Genomic DNA, 20,494 nt, shown 5'->3' with positions numbered 1-20,494 from the left:
CAATCAGGCTCCCTGCGGCGCGACGCCGCCATCATTGGGCCGGGGCTCGCCTTCGGGCGGGCTGGTTCGCTTGTCGACTTGGCCGTGGCCGAACAGCCGGCTCACCACCACGAAGAACATCGGCACGAAGAAGATCGCCAGCACCGTCGCCGACAACATGCCGCCGACCACCGCACGGCCGATCGCGTTCTGGCCGCCGGCACCCGCGCCGGTGGTGATCGCGAGCGGCAGCACGCCGAACACGAAGGCGAAGCTGGTCATCAGGATCGGTCGCAAGCGCAGCCGTGCCGCCTCCATCGCCGCGTCGAACGCGGTCCAGCCGGCGCGCACGCGTTCCTCCGCGAACTCGACGATCAGGATCGCGTTCTTGGCCGAGACGCCGATCGTCGTGATCAGGCCGACCTGGAGGTAGATGTCGTTGTTGAGTCCCGTCAGCGTCGCCGCGAGCAGCGCGCCGAGCACGCCCAGCGGCACCACCAGCAGGACCGCGATCGGCACCGACCAGCTCTCGTAGAGCGCGGCGAGGCACAGGAACACGATCAGCAGCGACAGGCCATAGAGCGCGGGCGCTTGGCTTCCCGACAGCCGCTCCTCATAGGAGAGGCCGGTCCAGTCGAGCGCGGTGCCGGGCGGTAGCTTGGCATGGATGCCCTCCATCGCCGTCATCGCGTCGCCGGTGCTGACGCCGGGTGCCGCGCCGCCCTGAAGCTGGAGCGCGGGCTGGCCGTTGTAGCGGGTGAGCTGCACCGGCCCATTGACCCAGCTGAGATCGGAGAAGGCGGTGAACGGCGCCATCGTCCCGCTCGCCCCGCGCACATAGAGGTCGCCGATGCTCTCGGGCGACTGGCGATAGGGCTCGTCCGCCTGGAGGTAAACGCGCTTCACGCGGCCGCGGTCGATGAAGTCGTTGACATAGGCCCCGCCCCAGGCGGTTGCAATCGTCGTGTTGATCGCGGCGAGGTCGAGGCCGAGCGCGCCGGCCTTGTCCTGGTCGACGTTGACCTTGAGCTGCGGCGCGTCGTCCAGGCTCATCGGGCGCACCTGCGCCACGCGTTTCTCCTGCATCGACATCCCGAGCATCATGTTGCGCATCTGGGTGAGTTGCGCATGGCCGAGGTTTGAGCGGTCGACGAGCCATGTGTCGAAGCCGGTGGCGTTGCCGAGCTCCTGCACCGCGGGCGGCAGGAACGCGAACATCATCGCGTCCTTATATTGCATGAAGCTGCCCATCGCGCGCCCGGCGATCGCCTGCGCCGAGTTCTGCGCACCCTTGCGATCCTTCCAGTCCTTGAGCTGGATGAAGGCGATGCCGGCGTTCTGCCCCTGGCCGGCGAAGGAGAAGCCGGCGACCGTGAAGATGCCTGTGACGTTCGCCTTCTCGTCCTTGAGGAAATGGTCGCGCACCACGTCCAGCGCCTTTTCCGTGCGCGGCAGCGTCGCGCCCGACGGGCCCTGGACCATCGCCATCAGCCATCCCTGATCCTCTTCGGGCAGGAAGCTGGTCGGCAGCCGATAGAACAGCGTGCCCATGCCCACCACGATCAGCAGATAGACCAGCGCCGAGCGCTTCCAGCTGCGCGTGGTGCCGCGCACGCCCTTGTCGTACCTGTGGCGGCCGCGATCGAACCAGTCGTTGAACCAACGGAAGAAGCGGGCGAGGGGGCCGTTGCCCTCGTGCTTGTTGGGATCGTGCGGCTTCAGGATGGTGGCGCACAGCGCCGGGGTCAGGATCAGCGCGACCATTACCGACAGCGCCATCGCCGAGACGATGGTGATCGAGAACTGGCGGTAGATCACGCCGGTCGAGCCGCCGAAGAAGGCCATCGGCAGGAACACCGCGGACAGCACCGCGGCGATGCCGACCAGCGCGCCGGTGATCTCGTCCATCGACTTGCGCGCGGCGTCCTTGGGACTGAGCCCCTCGTCCTGGATCAGGCGTTCGACGTTCTCGACGACGACGATCGCGTCGTCGACCAGCAGGCCGATGGCGAGCACCATGCCGAACAAGGTCAGCGTGTTGATCGAATAGCCCGCGATCGACATCACCGCGAAGGTGCCGAGCAGCACCACCGGCACCGCGATCGTCGGGATCAGCGTCGCCCGCCAGTTCTGCAGGAACAGGAACATGACGAGGAAGACGAGGACCACCGCCTCGACCAGCGTCTCGACCACCTGCTCGATCGACAGCCGGATGAAGGGCGTGCTGTCGAGCGGGTAGACCACCTTGATGTCCGACGGGAACTGCTTGGCGATCTGCTCGACCTCGGCCTTCACCGCGTCGACCGTGTTGAGCGCGTTGGCGCCCGGCGCCAGCATCACCGCGAAACCCGACGCAGGCTTGCCGTTGTAGAGCGGAGCGAAACCGTAGACTTCCGCCCCGAGCTCGAGGCGCGCGACGTCGCGCAGCCGCACGACCGCGCCGTCGGACGAGGTCTTGAGGCGGATCGCACCGAACTGTTCGGGCGTCTGCAGGCGCGACTGGACCGAGACGGTCGCGTTCAGCATCTGCTCCTTGGGCGCGGGCGGCGCGCCGATCTGGCCGGCGGAAACCTGCGCATTCTGCGCCTGCAACGCGTTGCTGATGTCGCCGATGGTCAGGCTGTAGTTGGCCAGCTTGATCGGATCGACCCAGACGCGCATCGCATATTGGCCGCCGAAGGTCTGGAGCGAGCCGACGCCGTTGACGCGGCTGATCGGATCCTGAAAGCGCGAGATGACATAGTCGGCGAGGTCGACCGAGTTGTGCGAGCCGTCCTCGGAATAAAGGCCGACGATCAGCAGGAAGGCGGCCGACGACTTCTGCACCTGGACGCCCTGGCGCTGCACCTCCTGCGGCAGCAGCGAGGTCGCTGCCTGGATCTTGTTCTGCACTTGCACCTGAGCGATGTCGGGGTTGGTCCCCTGCTCGAAGGTGAGGGTGATCGTCGCGCTGCCGGACGAGGAGGACGACGACGAGAAGTAGCGCAGGTGATCGATGCCCTTGAGCTGCTGCTCGATGATCTGCGTCGTCGTTCGTTCCATCGTCTCCGCGTCGGCGCCGGGGTAGGTGGCGGTGATGGTCACCGCCGGCGCCGCGATCGTCGGGAACTGCTCGATCGGCAGGCTGCGCAGCGCGAGCACGCCGCCCAGCATCAGGATGATGGCGATGACCCACGCGAAGATGGGCCGGTCGATGAAATAGCGTGACATGGCCGGTTACTTCGCCTGTGTCTGGTTGCCTTGCGGCTGATTGGCCGGAGCCTGACCGTTCTGGGCCTGACCATTCTGAGCCTCGCCCGCCGGCGCGGCGCCCTGCGGCTGCTGGCCGCCCGGCGCCTGGTTGCCGGCGTTCTCCTGGAAGGGAACGGCCTTGACCGGCGTGCCGGGCTGGAGGTTCTGCGCGCCCTCGACGACCACGCGGTCGCCGGGCTTGAGGCCCGCAGTGACGAGCCAGTTCTGGCCGACCGTCCGCGGCGCGGTGAGCGTGCGCGGCTGGAGCTTGCCGTCGGCGCCGACCACCAGCGCGGTGGCATTGCCCTTTTCGTCGCGCGTCACGCCGCGCTGCGGCACCAGCATGCCGTTGGACTTGATGCCCTGGACCAGCTCGGCACGAACATACATCCCCGGCAGCAGCAGGCCGCGCGGGTTCGGGAAGACCGCGCGGATCACCTGGCTGCCGGTCGTCGGATCGACCGTCACGTCGGTGAACTTGAGCGTGCCCTCGACCGGATAGGTCGAGCCGTCCTCGAGCTTCAGCCGCACGCGTGCGTTGCCGCCGGAGGCGAGCTCACCCGACATGATCTGCTGGCGCAACTTGAGTAGGTCGGCGCTCGATTGCTGGATATCGACGTAGATCGGGTCGAGCCGCTGGATGACCGCGAGCGCATCGGCCTGCGCGGCCGAGACCAGCGCGCCGGTGGTGAAGGCGGAGCGGCCGATCCGGCCCGAGATCGGCGCGCGGATGGTGGTGCGGCCGAGATCGATCTCGGCGCTGCGCAATGCCGCCTGCTGCGCTGCGACATCGGCCTGCGCCTGCTGGGCGCTGGTGATCGCGTTTTCCGCATCCTGGCGGGAGATGGCGTTGATCTTGACCAGCTCGCCGTAGCGCCGCGCGAGCGCCTGCGACGAGGCGATCGCCGCCCGCGCCCGGGCGAGGCTAGCGCGCGCGTTGGCGACCTGCGCCTCATAGGGCTTGGGATCGATGCGGTAGAGCGGCTGCCCCGCACGCACATAGTCGCCTTCCTCGAACAGGCGGGCGAGGATGATGCCGTTGACCTGCGGACGCACGTCCGAGGTCTCATAGGCGCTGGTGCGGCCCGGCAGCTCGGTGCTGAGCGTCACCGGCTCCTCGCGCACCGTCACGACTCCGACCTGGGGCGGACCGGACGGCGGTTGCTGCGGTGCACCACCACAGCCTGCGAGCAGCAACGTGATTCCGATCGCGGAAGCGATATTTTTCATGGACTTACCTGCAGGCTGTGATTATATGTGAACGATCATTCACTTGTGTGTCGGCGCCGACTAGTCCGCCGGCAGGGTCGTTGTCAAGCCGGAGGGAAAGATACAGATGAACACGGCGCTCGTCGAGAATGCGGCGCGTGCGAGCCGGGCCGACGTGCGGCGCCGGCATGTGATCGAGACGGCACGGGCGCTTTTCATCGAGCATGGCTTTCACCGCACCGGCGTCGCGCAGATCGCCGCGGCGTCGGGAATCAAGGTCGGCCAGATCTACCGCGACTTCGAGAGCAAGGAGGACGTGATCGCCGCCATTTGCGAGGAAGGGGTCGCGGAATGGATCGAGGAGGATGTCCTCGCCCAGGCCGTCGCCAAGGGCGATCTCCCGGCGATCCGCAGCTGGATCAAGCGGTTCGGCTCGGTCGACGACACGGCCGAGAAGTGCCGGATGATGACCGAGATCCTGGCCGAGGCCGGCCGCAACGAGCGCGTCGCGGCGATCATGCGCACGATGGACGCGCGTATCCGCCGGAACCTGTCGGCCGCGCTTGCCGCGCTCGCTCCGGCGAAGGAGCGGACCGACAAATGCGCGACGCTGATCGACTTCATCCTGGCGCAGGGCTTCGGCGTGATGGCGCGCATGGTCGTTCATCCCGACATGAAGACGGAGCCGCTCGGCCATTACATTACCGCCGTTATTGAGCGTGAGATCGACGAGCTGGCGGGTTAGCCATCACTGTCCCTCTCCCGTTGGGAGAGGGAAGGAGCAGCGAAGCTGCGGGAGGGTGAGGGTGACTGCGGCCAGCGATGGTCGCCCTCACCCTCCCACTCCCGCTCCCAATGGGAGAGGGGATTCCGGGCAGAATCTGGACCGATCCGGATCAAATCGTCATCCCGGCGAAAGCCGGGATCTCAGGCGGCTGTCGTACTATAGCCTTGGGAGATCCCGGCTTTCGCCGGGATGACGGCAATCGAAAACAAAAAAGCGCCGGCCGCTCTTGGCGTCCGGCGCTTTCCCCCTTTCGGGATGCCCTAACCGGGCTCTGTGACGGTTCCGCGTCAGGCGTTGGCGGCCTCGATCGCCGAGGCCGGCACCGGCGCGTTACCCTGCTGCGCCTGCTTGGCGAACAGATCGCGCATCAGGCTCAGCGAGAAGAGATGGGCATAGACCAGCGGCAGCATCCCCGACTGCACCATCTTGCGCAGCTGGTCGCCGCGCAGCTCGGTGAGCTTCTTCTCGTCGACCATCTGGAAGCCGCGGTAGATGAACGGCTGCGCCGCGCCGTCGGGCTGGATCTGAACCTCGCCGTCGATCAGCAGCTCGAGCTGCTTGAGCTCGGCCATGAACTGCGACGTGCGCTGGCCGGCCTGCTCGAACTGCTCGGCAAAGCCCAGGATCGCCTTGGTCACTTCGGTCGGCTCGCCGTTCTCGAACAGCTTCTCGCCTTCATCGAACGCACCGATCGTGTCCGACGACGGGTCGAAGCACAGCGACAACTCGTCCGCATCCGGACGCAGGCGCGCCAGCATATAGGGATAGCGGCGGATATAGGCCGGGACGTAGGTCTCCTGATCGCGCAGCTTGCCCTCGCTGTCGATGAAGACGTTGACGCCTTCGTTGAGGCCCATGAGCGCGAGCGGGATCGGATCGTCGCCGACCGAGAACACGATCGGCATGCGGCGCTGGACCAGCGGGAACTCCTCGACCGTCAGCGGCACGGCGTGCTGGGCGGCGAGGAACGGCGCGGCATTGGTCTGGCGCACGCGCCAGTCGGCATGGGTCTGGCTCGAGAGCGGCTGAAGGTCGTTGTAGAACAACGGAAGCTGGGCGGCCGGATTGGTGGCCATCGAAGGTCTCTCCTGCGGGAGTTGGAATCTTTGCCGCCCGGCGCACGCTGCGTCTGACGATCACCGCTTACTAGGCGGAGCGCGGGGCGGCCGCAAGCTGTTGAGAGGGGCGGACTTGGCTTTGGAAGCCTTTGTGGCCGCGCCACGGCCTGGGACGGCCTAAATCGTCATGCCGGACTTGTTCCGGCATCCACGTCTCCACAAGGAATGGCGCTGCGGTTTCGGCTGGAACCGCGAAAGCTACGCTTGGTTGCCCGTGGACCCCGGAACAGGTCCGGGATGACGGTGGAGGGGGCGGACATGGTCCAGTCCCCTCAATTTGCCGGCGCCGCGCGCCCGGCAGGCGGTCCGGCGGCGAGGGTATCGCCGCCGGGCGCTTGGGCTCACGCCTTGACGTGGCCGCTGATGTGCTTGTTCATCTCGAACATCGTGGCCTTGTCCTTGCCGAAGATCTTCTTCAGCTTGTCGTCGGCCAGGATCTCGCGCTTGTTCGCCGGGTTCTGAAGGTTGTTCGCCTTGATGTGAGCCCAGATCTTGCTGACGATCTCGCTGCGCGGCAGCGGGCCGTTGCCGACGATCGCGGCGAGCTCCGGAGACGGAGTCACCGGCGCGGTGATCCCCCCACGAGCGCCGCCGGACTTCTTGGTGGCTTCCTTTGCCATGTTCTTCTCCCACTCATCGCGAGGGGCCTACCCCCGCGTTCATTCCTTGATAAGCGCCGACGGCCTGGCGCTGCCTCCCGCCGTTGTCGCTTCGCGTGATGTATTGCGGATTTTCGCCGGATGCACGCGTCTTGTGACGGTTATCCACGTATTTGGAGCCTGTTTCTTCGTCGATATCCCTTGCCATGTGCCGTCAAGGGATTTCCAGCGGACCCGGCCGCGCTTGTGAAGCGCTTTTGGTACAGTCGCCCGCTCCGGTGCGGTGAAGCGTCCGTCCGGTGCGGTCGACTGCATCGAGACGGCGAGAAAAAGGGGCGGGCGCCGTGCACCCGCCCCTTCTCCTCCCCTCCGCCGATCAGAAGCGGAAGCCGGCAGCGATGCCGTAGCGCCGCGGCTCGATCGTGAAGACGTTGGTGTAGAGACCCGACGCCTGATCGCCGGTATATTGGCCGGTGACCGCGTTGTTGTTGGTCAGGTTCTGCACGAAGCCGCGCAGATACCACCGGTCGTCGGCGCCGTTCAGCGTGATCTGCGCGTTGATCACCTCATAGGCGGGCAGGCGGTCCATCTGGCGGTTGAACACGCTGGCGTAGCTGTTGCCGGTGAAGTTGAGGTCGGCGCGCGGCACCAGCGACATGCCGTTGGCGAAGTCGATGGTGTACTGCGCGCCCACCGACGCCTTGTAGGTCGGCGCACCGGGCAGCTTGTTGCCGCGGATGTTCACGTCGACGCCGCTGCCGAGCATGGTGAAGGGCAGGGCGCCGGTCGGCACGCCGAACAGCGCGCGGAGCGGCGCCGACGGATTGGCCGCGGCCGCCTGCAGCGCCGAGCAGACGCTGAATGCGCCGGTGGTGTTGGTGCCCGGCACTGCCGTCGGTCCGCGGAGGCCGATGGCGGAATTGACCGCCGTGACGAAGGTGTTCACCGCCACGGCGCTGCCCGTGTTGGACAGGATCGCACAGTTCGCCGCGTTCGAGATGTCCTTGATGATCACCGCATCCGACCGGCCGCCCGAAGGGTCGCGTGGATCGGCGATGAACTTGTCGCTCGACACCTTCGAATGCAGGTAGCTGAAGTTCGCGTTGACCACGAACTTGCGGACCGGGCTGATGATCGCCTCCGCCTCGACGCCGTAGATGTCGGCGTTGACGTTGTCGTTGACCGCAGTGCGCGAGACGATGCGGCTGAGCTGCAAGCTGTTGTACTTGTAGTAGAAGCCGGTGACATTGAGCCGCAGCTTCCCGTTGCCGAAGGTGTTCTTCGACCCGATCTCGAACGCGTCGACCTTCTCCGGATCGAACGTAATCGGCACCGCAAACGACGGCGACAGCGGCGGGTTGATGCCGCCCGACTTATATCCGCGCGAGTAGGATGCGTAGAGCAGGTTGTCGGGCGTGATGCGATAGTCGAGCACCGCGCGGCCGGTCAGCCGGTTGAACTTGACCTTATTGATCGCGAAGTCTTGCGCGCCAGGCGTGTTCGCGTCGAAATCGAGATTGGCGTAGTTGACTGCGTCGGTGAAGGAATCGCTGCCATAAGGGATGAACACCCCTTGGCCGATCGCGTCCGAGAGCAGGGTGCTGCGCGCCCGCACATATTTCTCATCGTGGTTGTAGCGCAGGCCCAGCGTCAGTTTCACCTTATCGTTGAATTCGAAATAGGTCTCGCCGAACACGCCCCACGACTTCAGGTGGAAGAAGTCGGTGTTGTTCCGGAAGAACGGCGAGGCTCGGTAGACCGCGGGATAGGTGACGTTGCCCGCCGCCCGCTGGCCGATCGTCTGCCCGGCGCCGAGGATCGCTGCGGCATAATCCAGGCCGAAGCTGTTGACGTAATAGCTGTTGTTATAGGTCTTGCTGTCGAAATAGATGCCGCCGAGCAGGAAGTTGAACATCCCATCGAAATGGCTGTCGATGTGCGCTTCGGCGGAATATTGCTTCACCTTCTGGCTCGATTCGTCGAAATCGAGGCTGGTCGGATAGCAGCCGATCGACGCCCCACCGAACACGCCGAGGTTATTGGGATCGGGCGCCGACTGGCACAGGCCGCCGGTCGGACCATTGGGGATCAGCGTGTTGCGGATCGCCTGGAAGAGCGGTTGGTACGGCGACGGGTTGCTTGCATAGAGTTCCAGCGCCTGAAGCGCGGAGGTGGAGAAGCTGCTGACCGCCAGGTTGTAGTCGGTACGCGAGCGGACCTCGTTCTCCATGTAGCCGCCGGTCATGTTGAGCGAGACCGAACCGAAATCGTGGAAGAACTTGGCGGTGTACTGCTGCTCCTTGGCGAAATAGGTCGGCTCGAAATCGATGTCGACCGTGCGCATGCCGCGCGGGTTGACGACGCCGGCATAGGCGTCGTTGGGGTTGTAGAGGCTGCCGGTCGAAAGCGGCCGGAACAGCCCTGCCGCGGCGCCGAAGTTGAGGTTGATCACCTCGGTCGAGGTGAAGATCGTGTTGAGCAGCGAGTTGCCGTTGGTGGTCTCATTGGCCAGGCGGTCGGGCAGGCAGCCGAGCACGCCGGTCGGGTCGCGGTGGCAGAGCTGCTTCTGGATGCGGGAGCGGTCGTCCTTCTCGTGGAAATAATAGCCGATCAGGTCGAGCCGGGTATTGGGATCGGGTTCCCACGAGATGGTGCCGCGCACCGACCACAGGTCGCGGCCGTCGATGCGGTTGCCGGTGTGGAGGTTCTTCGTATAGCCGTCGCGGTTGAGCCACATGCCGGCGACGCGCACGCCCAGCGTGCTCGCAAGCGGCACGTTCAGCATCGCCTTCGCCTGCTTGGAGTCGTAATTGCCGTATTCGAACTCGCCCGCGGCATGGATACCCGAGAGGTCGGGCTTGGCGGTGATGAAGTTGACCACGCCCGACGTCGCGTTGCGGCCGAACAGCGTGCCCTGCGGCCCGCGCAGCACCTCGACGCGCTCGAGGTCGTAGAACTCGCTTTCGAACAGGCGGCTGCCGAGCAGGGGCATGTCGTTGACGTGGATCGCGGTCGCGCTGTCGCAGGTGACGCCCACGCACAGATCGCCGATGCCGCGGATGGTGAAGCTCGAGCTGGTGAAGTTGGTCTTGGTATAGGTGATGTTGGGCAGCGTCTGCTGCAGCGCGGTCGGGTTGACGATCTGCTGCTGCTGAAGGTTCTCGGCGGTGAAGGCCGACACCGCGATCGGCACGTCCTGGAGCCGTTCGGACTGGCGCTGCGCAGTGATGACGATGTCGGCGACGCCGCCCTGATCTTCGTCCGCCGTCTGCGTCGCCGCGGCTGGCGGCGCTTGCGTTGCGGCGGTATCCTGGGCGAAAGCGGGCGTGGCGGCGACCAAAGTCAACGCCGAAGCCGCAAGCAGCTCGAACTTCTTCATGGACATCCCCTCTCTTGTCCGCCGCCGGTCTTCGAGCCGGTCTAACGGGGTTGGAAAACCATACCGGAGATACTAACGCCCACGATTCTGAAGCGTCAATTGCATTTAACTCAGCTTTTCCGCGGTTTTTCCGGGCTGTGGCCAAGGTGAAACAGTTTCAATACAAGACCGATATTTGGAAAATCGCGACTGCCGTAACGGAAATCCGGCGGAAGCGACGCAGGAGACGAGAACGGACATGCATGGCGACGAACCCGACGACGGCGATCTGGTCGCTTCCGCCCCCAAGATTCCGGTGCCCGACGAGGTCGCGGAGGCGGTGCGGACGCTGATCCGCTGGGCCGGCGACGATCCGAATCGCGAAGGGCTGCTCGACACGCCGAAGCGCGTCGCGCGCGCGTGGAAGGAATATTGCCAGGGCTATGGCGAACACCCCTCGGAGCATCTGAGCCGCGTGTTCGAGGAAGTGGGCGGCTATGACGAGATCGTGCTGCTCAAGGACATTCCGTTCCAGTCGCATTGCGAGCATCATATGGCGCCGATCATCGGCAGGGCGCACATCGCCTATCTGCCGCAGGACCATGTCGTCGGCATCTCGAAGCTCGCGCGCGTGCTGCACGGCTTCGCGCGGCGGCTGCAGGTTCAGGAGCGGCTGACCGCCGAGGTCGCCGACTGCATCTGGGACAATCTCAAGCCGCGCGGCGTCGCGGTGGTGATCGAGGCGAGCCACGCCTGCATGACCGCGCGCGGCGTGCGCACGCCGGGCGTGGCGATGGTCACCAGCCGGATGATGGGCGTGTTCCGCGAGGACGATCGCAGCCGCAAGGAAGTGCTGGCGCTGATGGGGGTCAGGGACTGATGAACGGGACGGGACCGGCCGCCATGTGACAGCCGGTCCCGAACCTCTCCTCGCGTGGATCAGCGATAATAGCCGTAGCCGTTCCACCCGCCTCGGTCGTAATCGCGATAGTGGCGATGATGGCGCCGTTCCCGTGCCCAGCGGCGGCGCTGCTCCCAGCGATAGCGGTCCCACCGGCTCCACCGGTCGCGGCGATCCCAGCGATCGTGATGGCGATAGTCGCGGCGGCCGTCATAGCGGGGGCCGTCATAATAGCCGCGGCCGTAATATCCGCGGCCATGGTCATAATATTGCGCCGACGCGACACCGGGCACCGCGATCGCGGCGGCGGCGGTGAGGCCGAGCAACAAGGTCTTCAGGGTCATGTCCGATCTCCTGCGGGTCTTCGCATCATCGGCGAATAGTGCAGGCCGGCTGAGGCGGCGCTGAACCCGATCGGCAGCCGAGGTTCAGGATCGGTGAGCACGGGATGTAGAATACCCGCGCCCGGAGCAGTTGGCGGAGAACTGACCCATCCGTCACTCCGGATTGGCCCGGTGCGTCGTCACCGCTCCTTCGTAGTCGGCGATGATGCCTGGGCCGTTGACCCCCGTCCGATCGGCGGTCGAGGGCGGGTAGTTGTCGCGCAGCGACCGCGTCATCGCCTGGTCGATCGCCTCGCCGATGTCGGTGAGCTGTCCCATCGCGTCGCTGACGTCCTGTTCGGCGCCGGCTTCGGCGCTGCTGCCGAGATGATCCCAGAAGGCATCGACGAGCTGACCGCCGAACGCTTCGCCGAGCGGACCGGTCTTGCCGAGCACCTGATCGGTGAGGAGATCGGTGATGGTGCGGATCGATTCGATCTGCTGGTCGGCGCTATCACGGGTGCTCTTGACGTAGGACGCCGCGGCGCCCTGCATCGAGCCGAGCAGCGTGCCGAACTGCATCGCCGCCTCGGTGCGCTGCGCCTCGTTGGGAGCGCCCGCGCCGGGGCGCGCGCCGACGATGTTGCCGAGCCGCGCCATCTCGTCGCCGATCGCCTGCTGGGTGGCGGCCTTGCCGTCGAACTCGCTGTTGAGCATCACGTTGCGCATGAAGCGCTCGGTGAGCGAATGGTAGGGCGTCGGCGGCTTGGCATCACCGCCGCGGTCGTTCCAGCTTCCCGCGTAGGTGGTCTCCTGGTTCAGCCGGCTGAGGTTGCGGTCGAAGTAGGCGCCGAGGTCGTTGAGCCCCGCGGAGCGGTCGAGCACGTTCGATTCGCCACTGAGATCGACCATGGCGCTGAAGACCTTGTCGAACTTGGCTTGCGCGTAGAGGTTGTTGGTGCCGGCGAGCGCGGAGGCGACCGCGTCGAAGCCGCCGCGGCCCGACGGCGGGTTGCCGTAGGCGTTCATCGGCAGCCGATCCATCAGCTGGATCAACTCGCCGGGATTGGGCTGGTCGGCGATATGGGCCATGATGCCGTTGGCCGCGGCCGAATAGCCGTGTTTCGCCGCCATGCCGGCGATATCGGCGGCGGCGGTCAGCGCCTGGACGCCGCGCATCCCGTTCTGGGTGTTGATGTCATAGCCGTTGCGCCCGGCATCGGTGCGCAAGTCGTAGGCGACCTGCTGCAGCACTGCACCGTCGGTGGCAGTGCTGAGCAGCTGGCGCACCCCGTCCGACGCTGGATTGCGTGACGGATCGACCAGCGAATAAATCTGATCGGCGTCGAGCCGGCCCGAATCGATGTTGCGGCCCATCGCCGCGGTCACCTGCTCGCGCAGCTCGGGCGTGGCGGGATCGGTATAGGCGACGCCGATCTGCTCGAGCGCAGTCACCAGCTCGCCGCGTGCGCGATCGTCGAGCCCGCCCGCCTGGGTGCGGAAGCCGGAGTCGGAGCCACTCGCGAGATCGACCACGCGGGCGATATATTCGTCCTTCTGTGCCTGACTGAGATCGGGATCAGCCATGGTCTGCTGGATCACATAGGCCGGGTCGCCGTGATATTCCTGGGCAAAGCGTGCGGTCTGCTGGACTGCCTGCTCGACCTTCGGGTCACGGGCGCCGTTCTGGCTCGGCGCCAGCTGTTGCGCCTGCGTCGCGGAAACCGCACCCGAACCGCCTGCTGCATCCAACATCCGAACTTCTCCTGCGCGAAATGGTGCTTGGCGCAGGAGTCTTTCAGCAACGGCCGGAACCGTCACTAAACGATTCGATTAGATGCAGGCTCAGCCAGCCGCGTTCGCCGCCCCGATCGCCGCCCGGACCGAAGCCGTCGCCACGTCGCTGTCGATGCCGACGCCCCACACGGTGCGGCCGTCGGGCGTGCGACATTCGAGATAGGTCGCCGCCTGCACGTCCGTCCCATGGCCGATCGCGTGCTCGTTATAGTCGACCACCTCCAGCGCCTGGCCGGTCGCTTCCGCCAGCGCGGCGACCACGCCCGAGATCAGGCCGTTGCCGCGGCCGGAGATCGAGCGCTCGGCGCCGTCGACGCGTACCCGGCCTATGAAAAGCCGGTCGCCGGGCTGGCCGCTCTCCTCATAGTCGGTGAGGGTGATGCGATCGCCTGCGCCAGGCAGGTAGGTCGTCTCGAACAGCCGCCAGATGTCGGCGGCATCGAGCTCGCGGCTGGTCTGGTCGGCGAAGGCCTGGACGTGGCGGCTGAAATCGGCCTGCAGCCGCTTGGGGAGCTTGAGGCCCTTGTCCTGCTCCAGCACCCAGGCGACGCCGCCCTTGCCCGACTGCGAGTTGACGCGGATCACCGCCTCGTAGTCGCGGCCCAAGTCCTTGGGATCGATCGGCAGATAGGGCACGTCCCAGAGATCGTCGTTGCGCGCTTCCTGCGCCGCGAAGCCTTTCTTGATCGCGTCCTGGTGCGATCCCGAGAAGGCGGTGAAGACCAGGTCGCCCGCATAGGGGTGGCGCGGGTGGACGGGGATGTTGTTGCAATATTCGACCGTCTTGATGACCTCGTCGATGTCCGAGAAATCCAGGCCCGGGTCGATCCCCTGCGTGTACATGTTGAGCGCGACCGTCACCAGGTCGACGTTGCCGGTGCGCTCGCCGTTGCCGAACAGGCAGCCCTCGACGCGGTCAGCGCCGGCCATCAGCCCCAGCTCGGTCGCGGCGACGCCGGTGCCGCGGTCGTTGTGGGTGTGGAGGCTGATCACCACGCTGTCGCGGTCGCGGATGTGGCGGCCGAACCATTCGACCTGGTCGGCATAGACGTTGGGCGTCGCGCACTCGACCGTCGCCGGCAGGTTGAGGATCAGCGGCTTCTCCGGCGTCGGCTGCAGCACGTCCATCACCGCCTCGCACACCTCCAGGCTGAAATCGAGCTCGGCGGTGGAGAAGGTCTCGGGGCTGTATTCGAAGCGCCAGTCGGTGCCGGGATAGGCCGCGGCCTGGTCGCGCAGCACCTTCACGCCGTCGACCGCGATCTGCTTGATCTCCTCGCGGCTCATGCCGAACACGATGCGGCGCCACGACGGCGAGATGGCGTTGTAGAGGTGGACGATCGCGGTGGGCGCGCCCTCCAGGCTCCTGAAGCTGGTCTCGATGAGGTCGCGGCGCGATTGCGTCAGGACCTGGACCGTCACGTCCTCGGGAATGCGGTCCGAGCGGACCAGGCTCGAGATGAAGTCGAACTCGGTCGCGCCGGCGGCGGGGAAGCCGACCTCGATCTCCTTGAGGCCCACTTTGACCAGCAGGTCGAAAAATCGGGTCTTCTTCTCCGCGTCCATAGGATCGATCAGCGCCTGATTGCCGTCGCGCATGTCGGTGGAGAGCCAGCGCGGCGGCTTGGCGATGACCGCCGACGGCCAGCGCCGGTCGGGCAGGTCGATGGTGGGGAAGGGGCGGTACTTGGTCTCGGGATTGCGCAGCATGGGTCGTCTCGCGGGTCTTCGCGGTTGGCGGTCGGGTCGGTCTGGCCCTTAGGCGGGTCGCGGCGCCCGCGGGCGCACGGCGAGGGTCGCGCCTAAGGGCGCGTAAGTCGAAGAAGCAGCGAGAGGCGAAGCGCCTGCGTCATGCGCCCAGCGTTAGCCACAGCAGAGGGGTGCTGTCCAGCGTCTATCGCGCGAAGAGCCTGTCAAGCGGTCCGTACGGCAGGAACCACAGCACCGCGACCAGCGCGGCGGCGGCGACGCCGAACCAGGGCGAGACGAAGGTGAGCAGGGCGCCGGCAATATAGATCAGCGTCGCCACGATCGCCTTGCGGATGGTCTGGCGATGATAGGTTTCCGCGGCCTCGCCCTGCCGGCCGGTGACGCGGATCACCCGCTGGAGGAAGGTGTAGGCGATCGCTGGGAACAGCATCGTCGCCAGATAAACCCAGGTCGCCTCGCGGCTGAAATGATGCTCGCCGAGATAGCTGGTCGAGAACGGCACCAGGCTGAGCGTGAACAGCAGCAGCATGTTCCACCAGATCAGCCCGTTGGTGACCCGCGTCGCATGGCCGAACAGGCGATGGTGGTTGACCCAGTAGATCGCGACATAGGCATAGCTCAGCACATAGGCGAGGAACACCGGCCACAGCGTCCACAGCCGGTCCATACCCTCGGCGACGGGCGGGTGGAGCTCGAGCACCATGATGGTGACGATGATCGCGACCACACCGTCGGAAAAGGCCTCGACCCGGCCGACGCCGGGGCGGCCTTCCTCACCTTCCTCCGCCATGCCGTCTTACTTCGCGAAGGCGGCAGCGATGTCGAGCTTGACCTCGTCGGAGACGAGCGGGATGCCCATCGTCACGCCGAAATCGCTGCGCTTGATCGTGCCGGTGGCGGTGAAGCCGACGTTCTCCTTGCCGCCCATCTGCTCCGGCATCTTGCCTGCGCCGTAGAATTCGGCGGCGAGCGTCACCGGCTTGGTGACGCCGTTGAGCGTGAGGTTGCCGGCGATCGTCGCCGACTGGCCGTTGACCATCACGCTGGTGGAGACGAAGCGCGCATCGGCGGGCGAGGGGCCGAAGAAATCGGGCTTGCCGCCGTCCTTGCCGGGCCGGAGCAGATGCGCCGTCAGCGCTTCGTTCGCGGTCGTGACCTTGGCGACCGGGATGGTCACGTCGACCTTGGCCGCGCCGGGGTTCTTGGGATCGAGCGTCAGCGTGCCGGCGGCACTGCCGAAGATGCCGAAATAGGGCGTGAAGCCGAGGTGGTCGACCTGCCAACGCACCAGCGTATGGCCGGGATCGACCTGATAGGTGCCGCCGGTGATCGCGGCGGGGTTCTTCGATCCCGGCGCCTGCATCCCCTGCTGGGCGACGATCGGCGCGGCGACTGCAACGGTGGCGATGACGGAAGCGAGCACGATACGGCGCATGAGCGACTCCCCTGAAAGTCGATGCGCCATCCTCGCGTCGAAACGACGCGTCGTCAAACGCCTCGTGCCGGGGAATGAAATCTGCGTCGCTTTTCATCGTCATCCCGGCGAAAGCCGGGATCTCATGCCACAAACACCGGGCTCGTGGCTCAAGATCCCGGCCTGCGCCGGGATGACGACTGGCGTCCTGACGACGCCGATCGTCAGTTCTTGTCCTTGTCGACCAGCTTGTTGGCGCCGATCCACGGCATCATCGCGCGCAGCTCCGCGCCGACCTTCTCGATCGGATGCGCCGCGGCCAGCTTGCGCGCGGCCTTGAGCTCGGGCTGGCCCGCGCGGTTGTCGAGCACGAAGTCCTTCACGAACCGCCCGCCCTGGATGTCGGCGAGCACGCGCTTCATCTCCTTCTTGGTCTCCTCGGTGATGATGCGGGGACCGGTGGTGATGTCGCCGTACTCGGCGGTGTTCGAGATCGAGTAACGCATGTTGGCGATGCCGCCCTCGTACATCAGGTCGACGATCAGCTTCACCTCGTGGAGGCACTCGAAATAGGCCATCTCGGGGGCGTAGCCCGCCTCGACCAGCGTCTCGAACCCGGCCTGGATCAGATGGGTGAGGCCGCCGCACAGCACGACCTGCTCGCCGAACAGGTCGGTCTCGCACTCCTCGCGGAAATTCGTCTCGATGATGCCGGACCGACCGCCGCCGACGCCCGAGGCATAGGCGAGCGCGAGGTCATGGGCGTTGCCCGACGCGTCCTGATGCACCGCCATCAGGCAGGGCACGCCGCCGCCGCGGACATATTCGCTGCGGACGGTGTGGCCGGGGCCCTTGGGCGCGATCATGATCACGTCGATGTCGGCGCGCGGCTCGATCAGGCTGAAATGGACGTTGAGGCCGTGCGCGAAGGCGATCGCCGCGCCGGGACGGAGATTGGCGTGGAGATCGTCGGCATAGATTGCCGCCTGATGCTCGTCGGGCGCGAGCACCATCAGGATGTCGGCCCACTTCGCGGCGTCGGCGTTCGCCATCACCTTGAAGCCGGCATCCTCCGCCTTCTTCGCGCTCGCCGAGCCGGGACGAAGCGCGATCGCGACCTCCTTCACCCCCGAATCGCGCAGGTTCTGCGCATGGGCATGGCCCTGGCTGCCGTAGCCGAGGATGGCGATCTTCTTGGCCGTGATCAGGTTCAGGTCGGCATCGCGATCGTAATAGACACGCATTCGGTTGAAACTCCTATCGTTTAACTATTCCTCTGGCGCTATCGATCAGGGTGGCTAGGATACTGGGGATCATAAAGATCAGCCCAGGAGCCACGAAGAGTAATGCGCCATACCAAGGCCAATTCCAAACGTACATTGCTCCAAGAAAAGCAAAAATGGTGATTGGAAGCGAAAATCTAAGTAAGATGCACGCCGCCATCATTAGAATTGGCCAAAAATTTCCTGTATAATATTGCATCCCAATATATGCCGCCCATAGCTGGGCAATACCGATCGCGGCAGACACTAAGCAGCCAATAAATCCCATATCCCCCTCCCTAGAATTGGAGGTTTCGTATGGGCCGATCAATCATCTGTAAAGCTAGGCCGCCTCCGCCCCCCGCGCGATGGCGACGATGCCGGTGCGGGCGACCTCGACCAGGCCGAGCTCGTCCATCAGCTCGACGAACTTGTCGATCTTCTCGGTCGCGCCGGTCACCTCGAACACGAAGCTGGCGGTGGTCGCGTCGACCACGCGGGCGCGATAGACCTCGGCGAGGCGCAGCGCCTCGATGCGATGGTCGCCCGTGCCCTTCACCTTGACCAGCGCCAGCTCGCGCTCGACGTGGGGACCGAGGGCGGTCAGGTCCGTCACCTTGTGCACCGGCACCAGCCGCTCGAGCTGGGCGATGATCTGCTCCATCACCGGCGCCGAGGCGGAGGTGACGATGGTGATGCGGCTGATGAGATCGTCCTCGCTGATCTCCGACACCGTCAGGCTCTCGATATTGTAGCCGCGGGCGGTGAACAGGCCGGCGATCCGGGCGAGGATGCCCGGCTCGTTGTCGACGATCACGGCGAGCGTATGCCGCTCGCGCTGCTCTTCCTTGATGTGCATGGCTCTTCTCAGATCCTCCCCGGGACGGGGAGGGGGACCAAGGCGCGGAGCGGCTTGGTGGAGGGGGTGGGCGGCAGGCGGTGCAGCAGGTGGAGGGCCCCCTCCACCATCGCTCCGCGATGGTCCCCCTCCCCGTGCCGGGGAGGATTTATATGTGCCATCACACCAGCGCCTTGGCTTCGTCGTCCATTTCGCCGGACACCTCGGCGGCCTGGAGGAGCATCTCGGTATGGGCGGCGCCCGACGGGATCATCGGGAAGCAGTTGGCGAGCTTGGCCACGCGGCAGTCGACGATCACCGGCCCATCGTGCGCCAGCATCGCGGCGATGCCGTCGTCCAGCTCTGCGCGGCTCTCGATGCGGATGCCCTTCCAGCCATAGGCCTCGGCCAGCTTCACGAAGTCGGGCAGCGCGTCGGAATAGCTTTCCGAGTAGCGCGACTGATAGGTCAGCTCCTGCCACTGGCGGACCATGCCCATATATTCGTTGTTGAGGATGAAGATCTTGACCGGCAGGCGATACTGGGTCGCAGTCGCCAGTTCCTGGATATTCATCTGGATGGACGCCTCGCCGGCGATGTCGATCACCAGCGCGCCCGGGTTGCCGAGCTGCGCGCCGATCGCGGCGGGCAGGCCATAGCCCATCGTGCCGAGCCCGCCCGAGGTCAGCCACTTGTTCGGCGCCTCGAACCCGAAATGCTGCGCGGCCCACATCTGGTGCTGGCCGACCTCGGTCGAGATGATCGGCGCGCGATCCTTGGTCGCCTCGTAGAGCGCGCGGATCGCGCGCTGCGGCATGATCGTCTCGCCGCTCTCGGCGAAGTCGAGGCATCTGGCCGCGCGCCAGCCGTCGATCCGCGCCCACCATTCGGACAGGTCGGGCTTGGGATGCTGACGCGCCTTCCACAGCTTGACCATCGCTTCCAGCGCATGGCCGGCGTCGGCGATGATGGGGAGGTCGATCCGCACCGTCTTGTTCACCGAGGAACGGTCGATGTCGATATGGACCTTGCGGCTGTTCGGGCTGAATGCGTCGAGCCGGCCCGTCACGCGGTCGTCGAAGCGCGCGCCGATCGCGATGACGAGGTCGGCCTGGTTCATCGCCCAGTTCGCCTCGTAGGTGCCGTGCATGCCGAGCATGCCCAGCCATTGCGGCGACGAGGCGGGCAGGGCGCCGAGCCCCATCAGCGTCGAGGTGACCGGCGCGCCGGTGATCTTCGCCAGCTCGCGCAGCATCTGCGACGCCGCCGGACCCGCGTTGATCACGCCGCCGCCGGTGTAGAGCACCGGGCGCTCGGCGGCGGCGAGCATGTCGACCGCGGTCTCGATCGCGGGAAGGTCGGGCTTCACCTGCGGGCGATAGGTCTTGTGCTGGATCGGGCCCGGCCTTTCGTAGCGCGCGGTGGCGACCTGGACGTCCTTGGGGATGTCGACCACCACCGGGCCCGGACGGCCGGAGGTGGCGATGTGGAACGCCTCATGGATCGTCGCGCCGAGCGTCGACGGGTCCTTCACCAGATAATTATGCTTGGTGCAGTGCCGCGTGATGCCGACGGTGTCGGCCTCCTGGAAGGCGTCCGTGCCGATCAGCGCCGTCGGCACCTGGCCGGTGATCACCACCATCGGGATCGAATCCATCAACGCGTCGGTGATGCCGGTGACCGCGTTGGTCGCGCCCGGGCCCGAGGTGACCAGCACCACGCCCGGCTTGCCGGTCGATCGCGCATAGCCTTCGGCGGCGTGGGTCGCGGCCTGCTCGTGGCGCACCAGGATGTGGCGGATCTTCTTCTGCTTGAACAGCGCGTCGTAGATCGGAAGCACCGCCCCGCCCGGATAGCCGAACACGACCTCCACGCCGAGATCGCCGAGCGCCTCGACCAGGATATCGGCTCCGCTTTTCTCGGCCACGGTTCGGTCCTTTCTTCGCAGGTGCAACAGCACCGGGGGGA

The 20,494-nt window shown here is 66.0% G+C and carries 15 protein-coding genes; 2 read left to right on the top strand and 13 right to left on the bottom strand.

Annotated elements, in window-relative coordinates:
• Positions 1-3 precede the first annotated feature (3 nt).
• Both LZK98_RS13380 and LZK98_RS13375 read right to left on the bottom strand, forming a co-directional pair.
• A complete protein-coding gene (locus tag LZK98_RS13380; RefSeq protein ID WP_233782871.1) occupies positions 4-3,189 on the bottom strand; it encodes an efflux RND transporter permease subunit in 3,186 nt (1,061 codons plus the stop codon).
• 6 nt (positions 3,190-3,195) lie between these two features.
• Entirely contained in the window at positions 3,196-4,440 is a 1,245-nt protein-coding gene (locus tag LZK98_RS13375) for an efflux RND transporter periplasmic adaptor subunit (RefSeq protein WP_233782870.1), read from the bottom strand.
• A 106-nt stretch (positions 4,441-4,546) separates the two neighbouring features.
• On the opposite strand from LZK98_RS13375, the gene LZK98_RS13370 reads away from it, so the two are divergent.
• Entirely contained in the window at positions 4,547-5,164 is a 618-nt protein-coding gene (locus LZK98_RS13370; protein WP_233782869.1) for a TetR/AcrR family transcriptional regulator, read from the top strand.
• Positions 5,165-5,493: 329 nt separating this feature from the next.
• Here the strand turns inward: LZK98_RS13370 and LZK98_RS13365 are convergent, their stop codons facing one another.
• The 3 genes from LZK98_RS13365 to LZK98_RS13355 form a co-directional block, all read right to left on the bottom strand.
• The gene (locus LZK98_RS13365) at positions 5,494-6,282 is read right to left on the bottom strand and encodes a SapC family protein (RefSeq protein ID WP_233782868.1); all 789 of its coding nucleotides are present in this window, start codon (positions 6,280-6,282) and stop codon (positions 5,494-5,496) included.
• 383 nt (positions 6,283-6,665) lie between these two features.
• Complete coding sequence (locus tag LZK98_RS13360) at positions 6,666-6,944, bottom strand: SWIB/MDM2 domain-containing protein (RefSeq protein WP_233782867.1); 279 nt, start codon at positions 6,942-6,944, stop codon at positions 6,666-6,668.
• Positions 6,945-7,299: 355 nt separating this feature from the next.
• Complete coding sequence (locus LZK98_RS13355; RefSeq protein ID WP_233782866.1) at positions 7,300-10,302, bottom strand: TonB-dependent receptor; 3,003 nt, start codon at positions 10,300-10,302, stop codon at positions 7,300-7,302.
• A gap of 238 nt (positions 10,303-10,540) precedes the next feature.
• On the opposite strand from LZK98_RS13355, the gene folE reads away from it, so the two are divergent.
• The gene (gene folE, locus LZK98_RS13350; protein WP_233782865.1) at positions 10,541-11,161 is read left to right on the top strand and encodes a GTP cyclohydrolase I FolE; all 621 of its coding nucleotides are present in this window, start codon (positions 10,541-10,543) and stop codon (positions 11,159-11,161) included.
• A gap of 59 nt (positions 11,162-11,220) precedes the next feature.
• Here folE and LZK98_RS13345 read toward each other — a convergent pair whose 3' ends face one another.
• From LZK98_RS13345 to LZK98_RS13310, 8 genes are all read right to left on the bottom strand, one after another.
• Positions 11,221-11,526 carry a hypothetical protein gene (locus tag LZK98_RS13345; protein WP_233782864.1) on the bottom strand — a complete coding sequence of 102 codons (306 nt, stop codon included), beginning with the start codon at positions 11,524-11,526 and terminating at the stop codon, positions 11,221-11,223.
• 153 nt (positions 11,527-11,679) lie between these two features.
• Positions 11,680-13,260, bottom strand: coding sequence for a hypothetical protein (locus LZK98_RS13340; RefSeq protein WP_233782863.1), 1,581 nt, complete (start codon positions 13,258-13,260; stop codon positions 11,680-11,682).
• Positions 13,261-13,350: 90 nt separating this feature from the next.
• Entirely contained in the window at positions 13,351-15,012 is a 1,662-nt protein-coding gene (gene leuA / locus LZK98_RS13335; protein WP_233782862.1) for a 2-isopropylmalate synthase, read from the bottom strand.
• 184 nt (positions 15,013-15,196) lie between these two features.
• Positions 15,197-15,802, bottom strand: coding sequence for a TMEM175 family protein (locus LZK98_RS13330; RefSeq protein ID WP_233782861.1), 606 nt, complete (start codon positions 15,800-15,802; stop codon positions 15,197-15,199).
• Positions 15,803-15,808: 6 nt separating this feature from the next.
• Positions 15,809-16,447, bottom strand: a complete 639-nt coding sequence (locus tag LZK98_RS13325) for a YceI family protein (protein WP_233782860.1) — start codon at positions 16,445-16,447, stop codon at positions 15,809-15,811.
• Between the two features lie 203 nt (positions 16,448-16,650).
• A complete protein-coding gene (gene ilvC / locus LZK98_RS13320) occupies positions 16,651-17,670 on the bottom strand; it encodes a ketol-acid reductoisomerase (RefSeq protein WP_233782859.1) in 1,020 nt (339 codons plus the stop codon).
• 361 nt (positions 17,671-18,031) lie between these two features.
• The gene (gene ilvN / locus LZK98_RS13315; RefSeq protein WP_233782858.1) at positions 18,032-18,547 is read right to left on the bottom strand and encodes an acetolactate synthase small subunit; all 516 of its coding nucleotides are present in this window, start codon (positions 18,545-18,547) and stop codon (positions 18,032-18,034) included.
• A gap of 160 nt (positions 18,548-18,707) precedes the next feature.
• Entirely contained in the window at positions 18,708-20,453 is a 1,746-nt protein-coding gene (locus LZK98_RS13310; protein ID WP_233782857.1) for an acetolactate synthase 3 large subunit, read from the bottom strand.
• Between the last annotated feature and the right edge of the window lie 41 nt (positions 20,454-20,494).

This window comes from Sphingomonas cannabina, from assembly GCF_021391395.1.
Classification (GTDB): domain Bacteria; phylum Pseudomonadota; class Alphaproteobacteria; order Sphingomonadales; family Sphingomonadaceae; genus Sphingomonas; species Sphingomonas cannabina.
The sequence above is the reverse complement of the archived record's forward strand: the minus strand, read 5'-3'. Positions and strand labels throughout refer to the sequence as shown.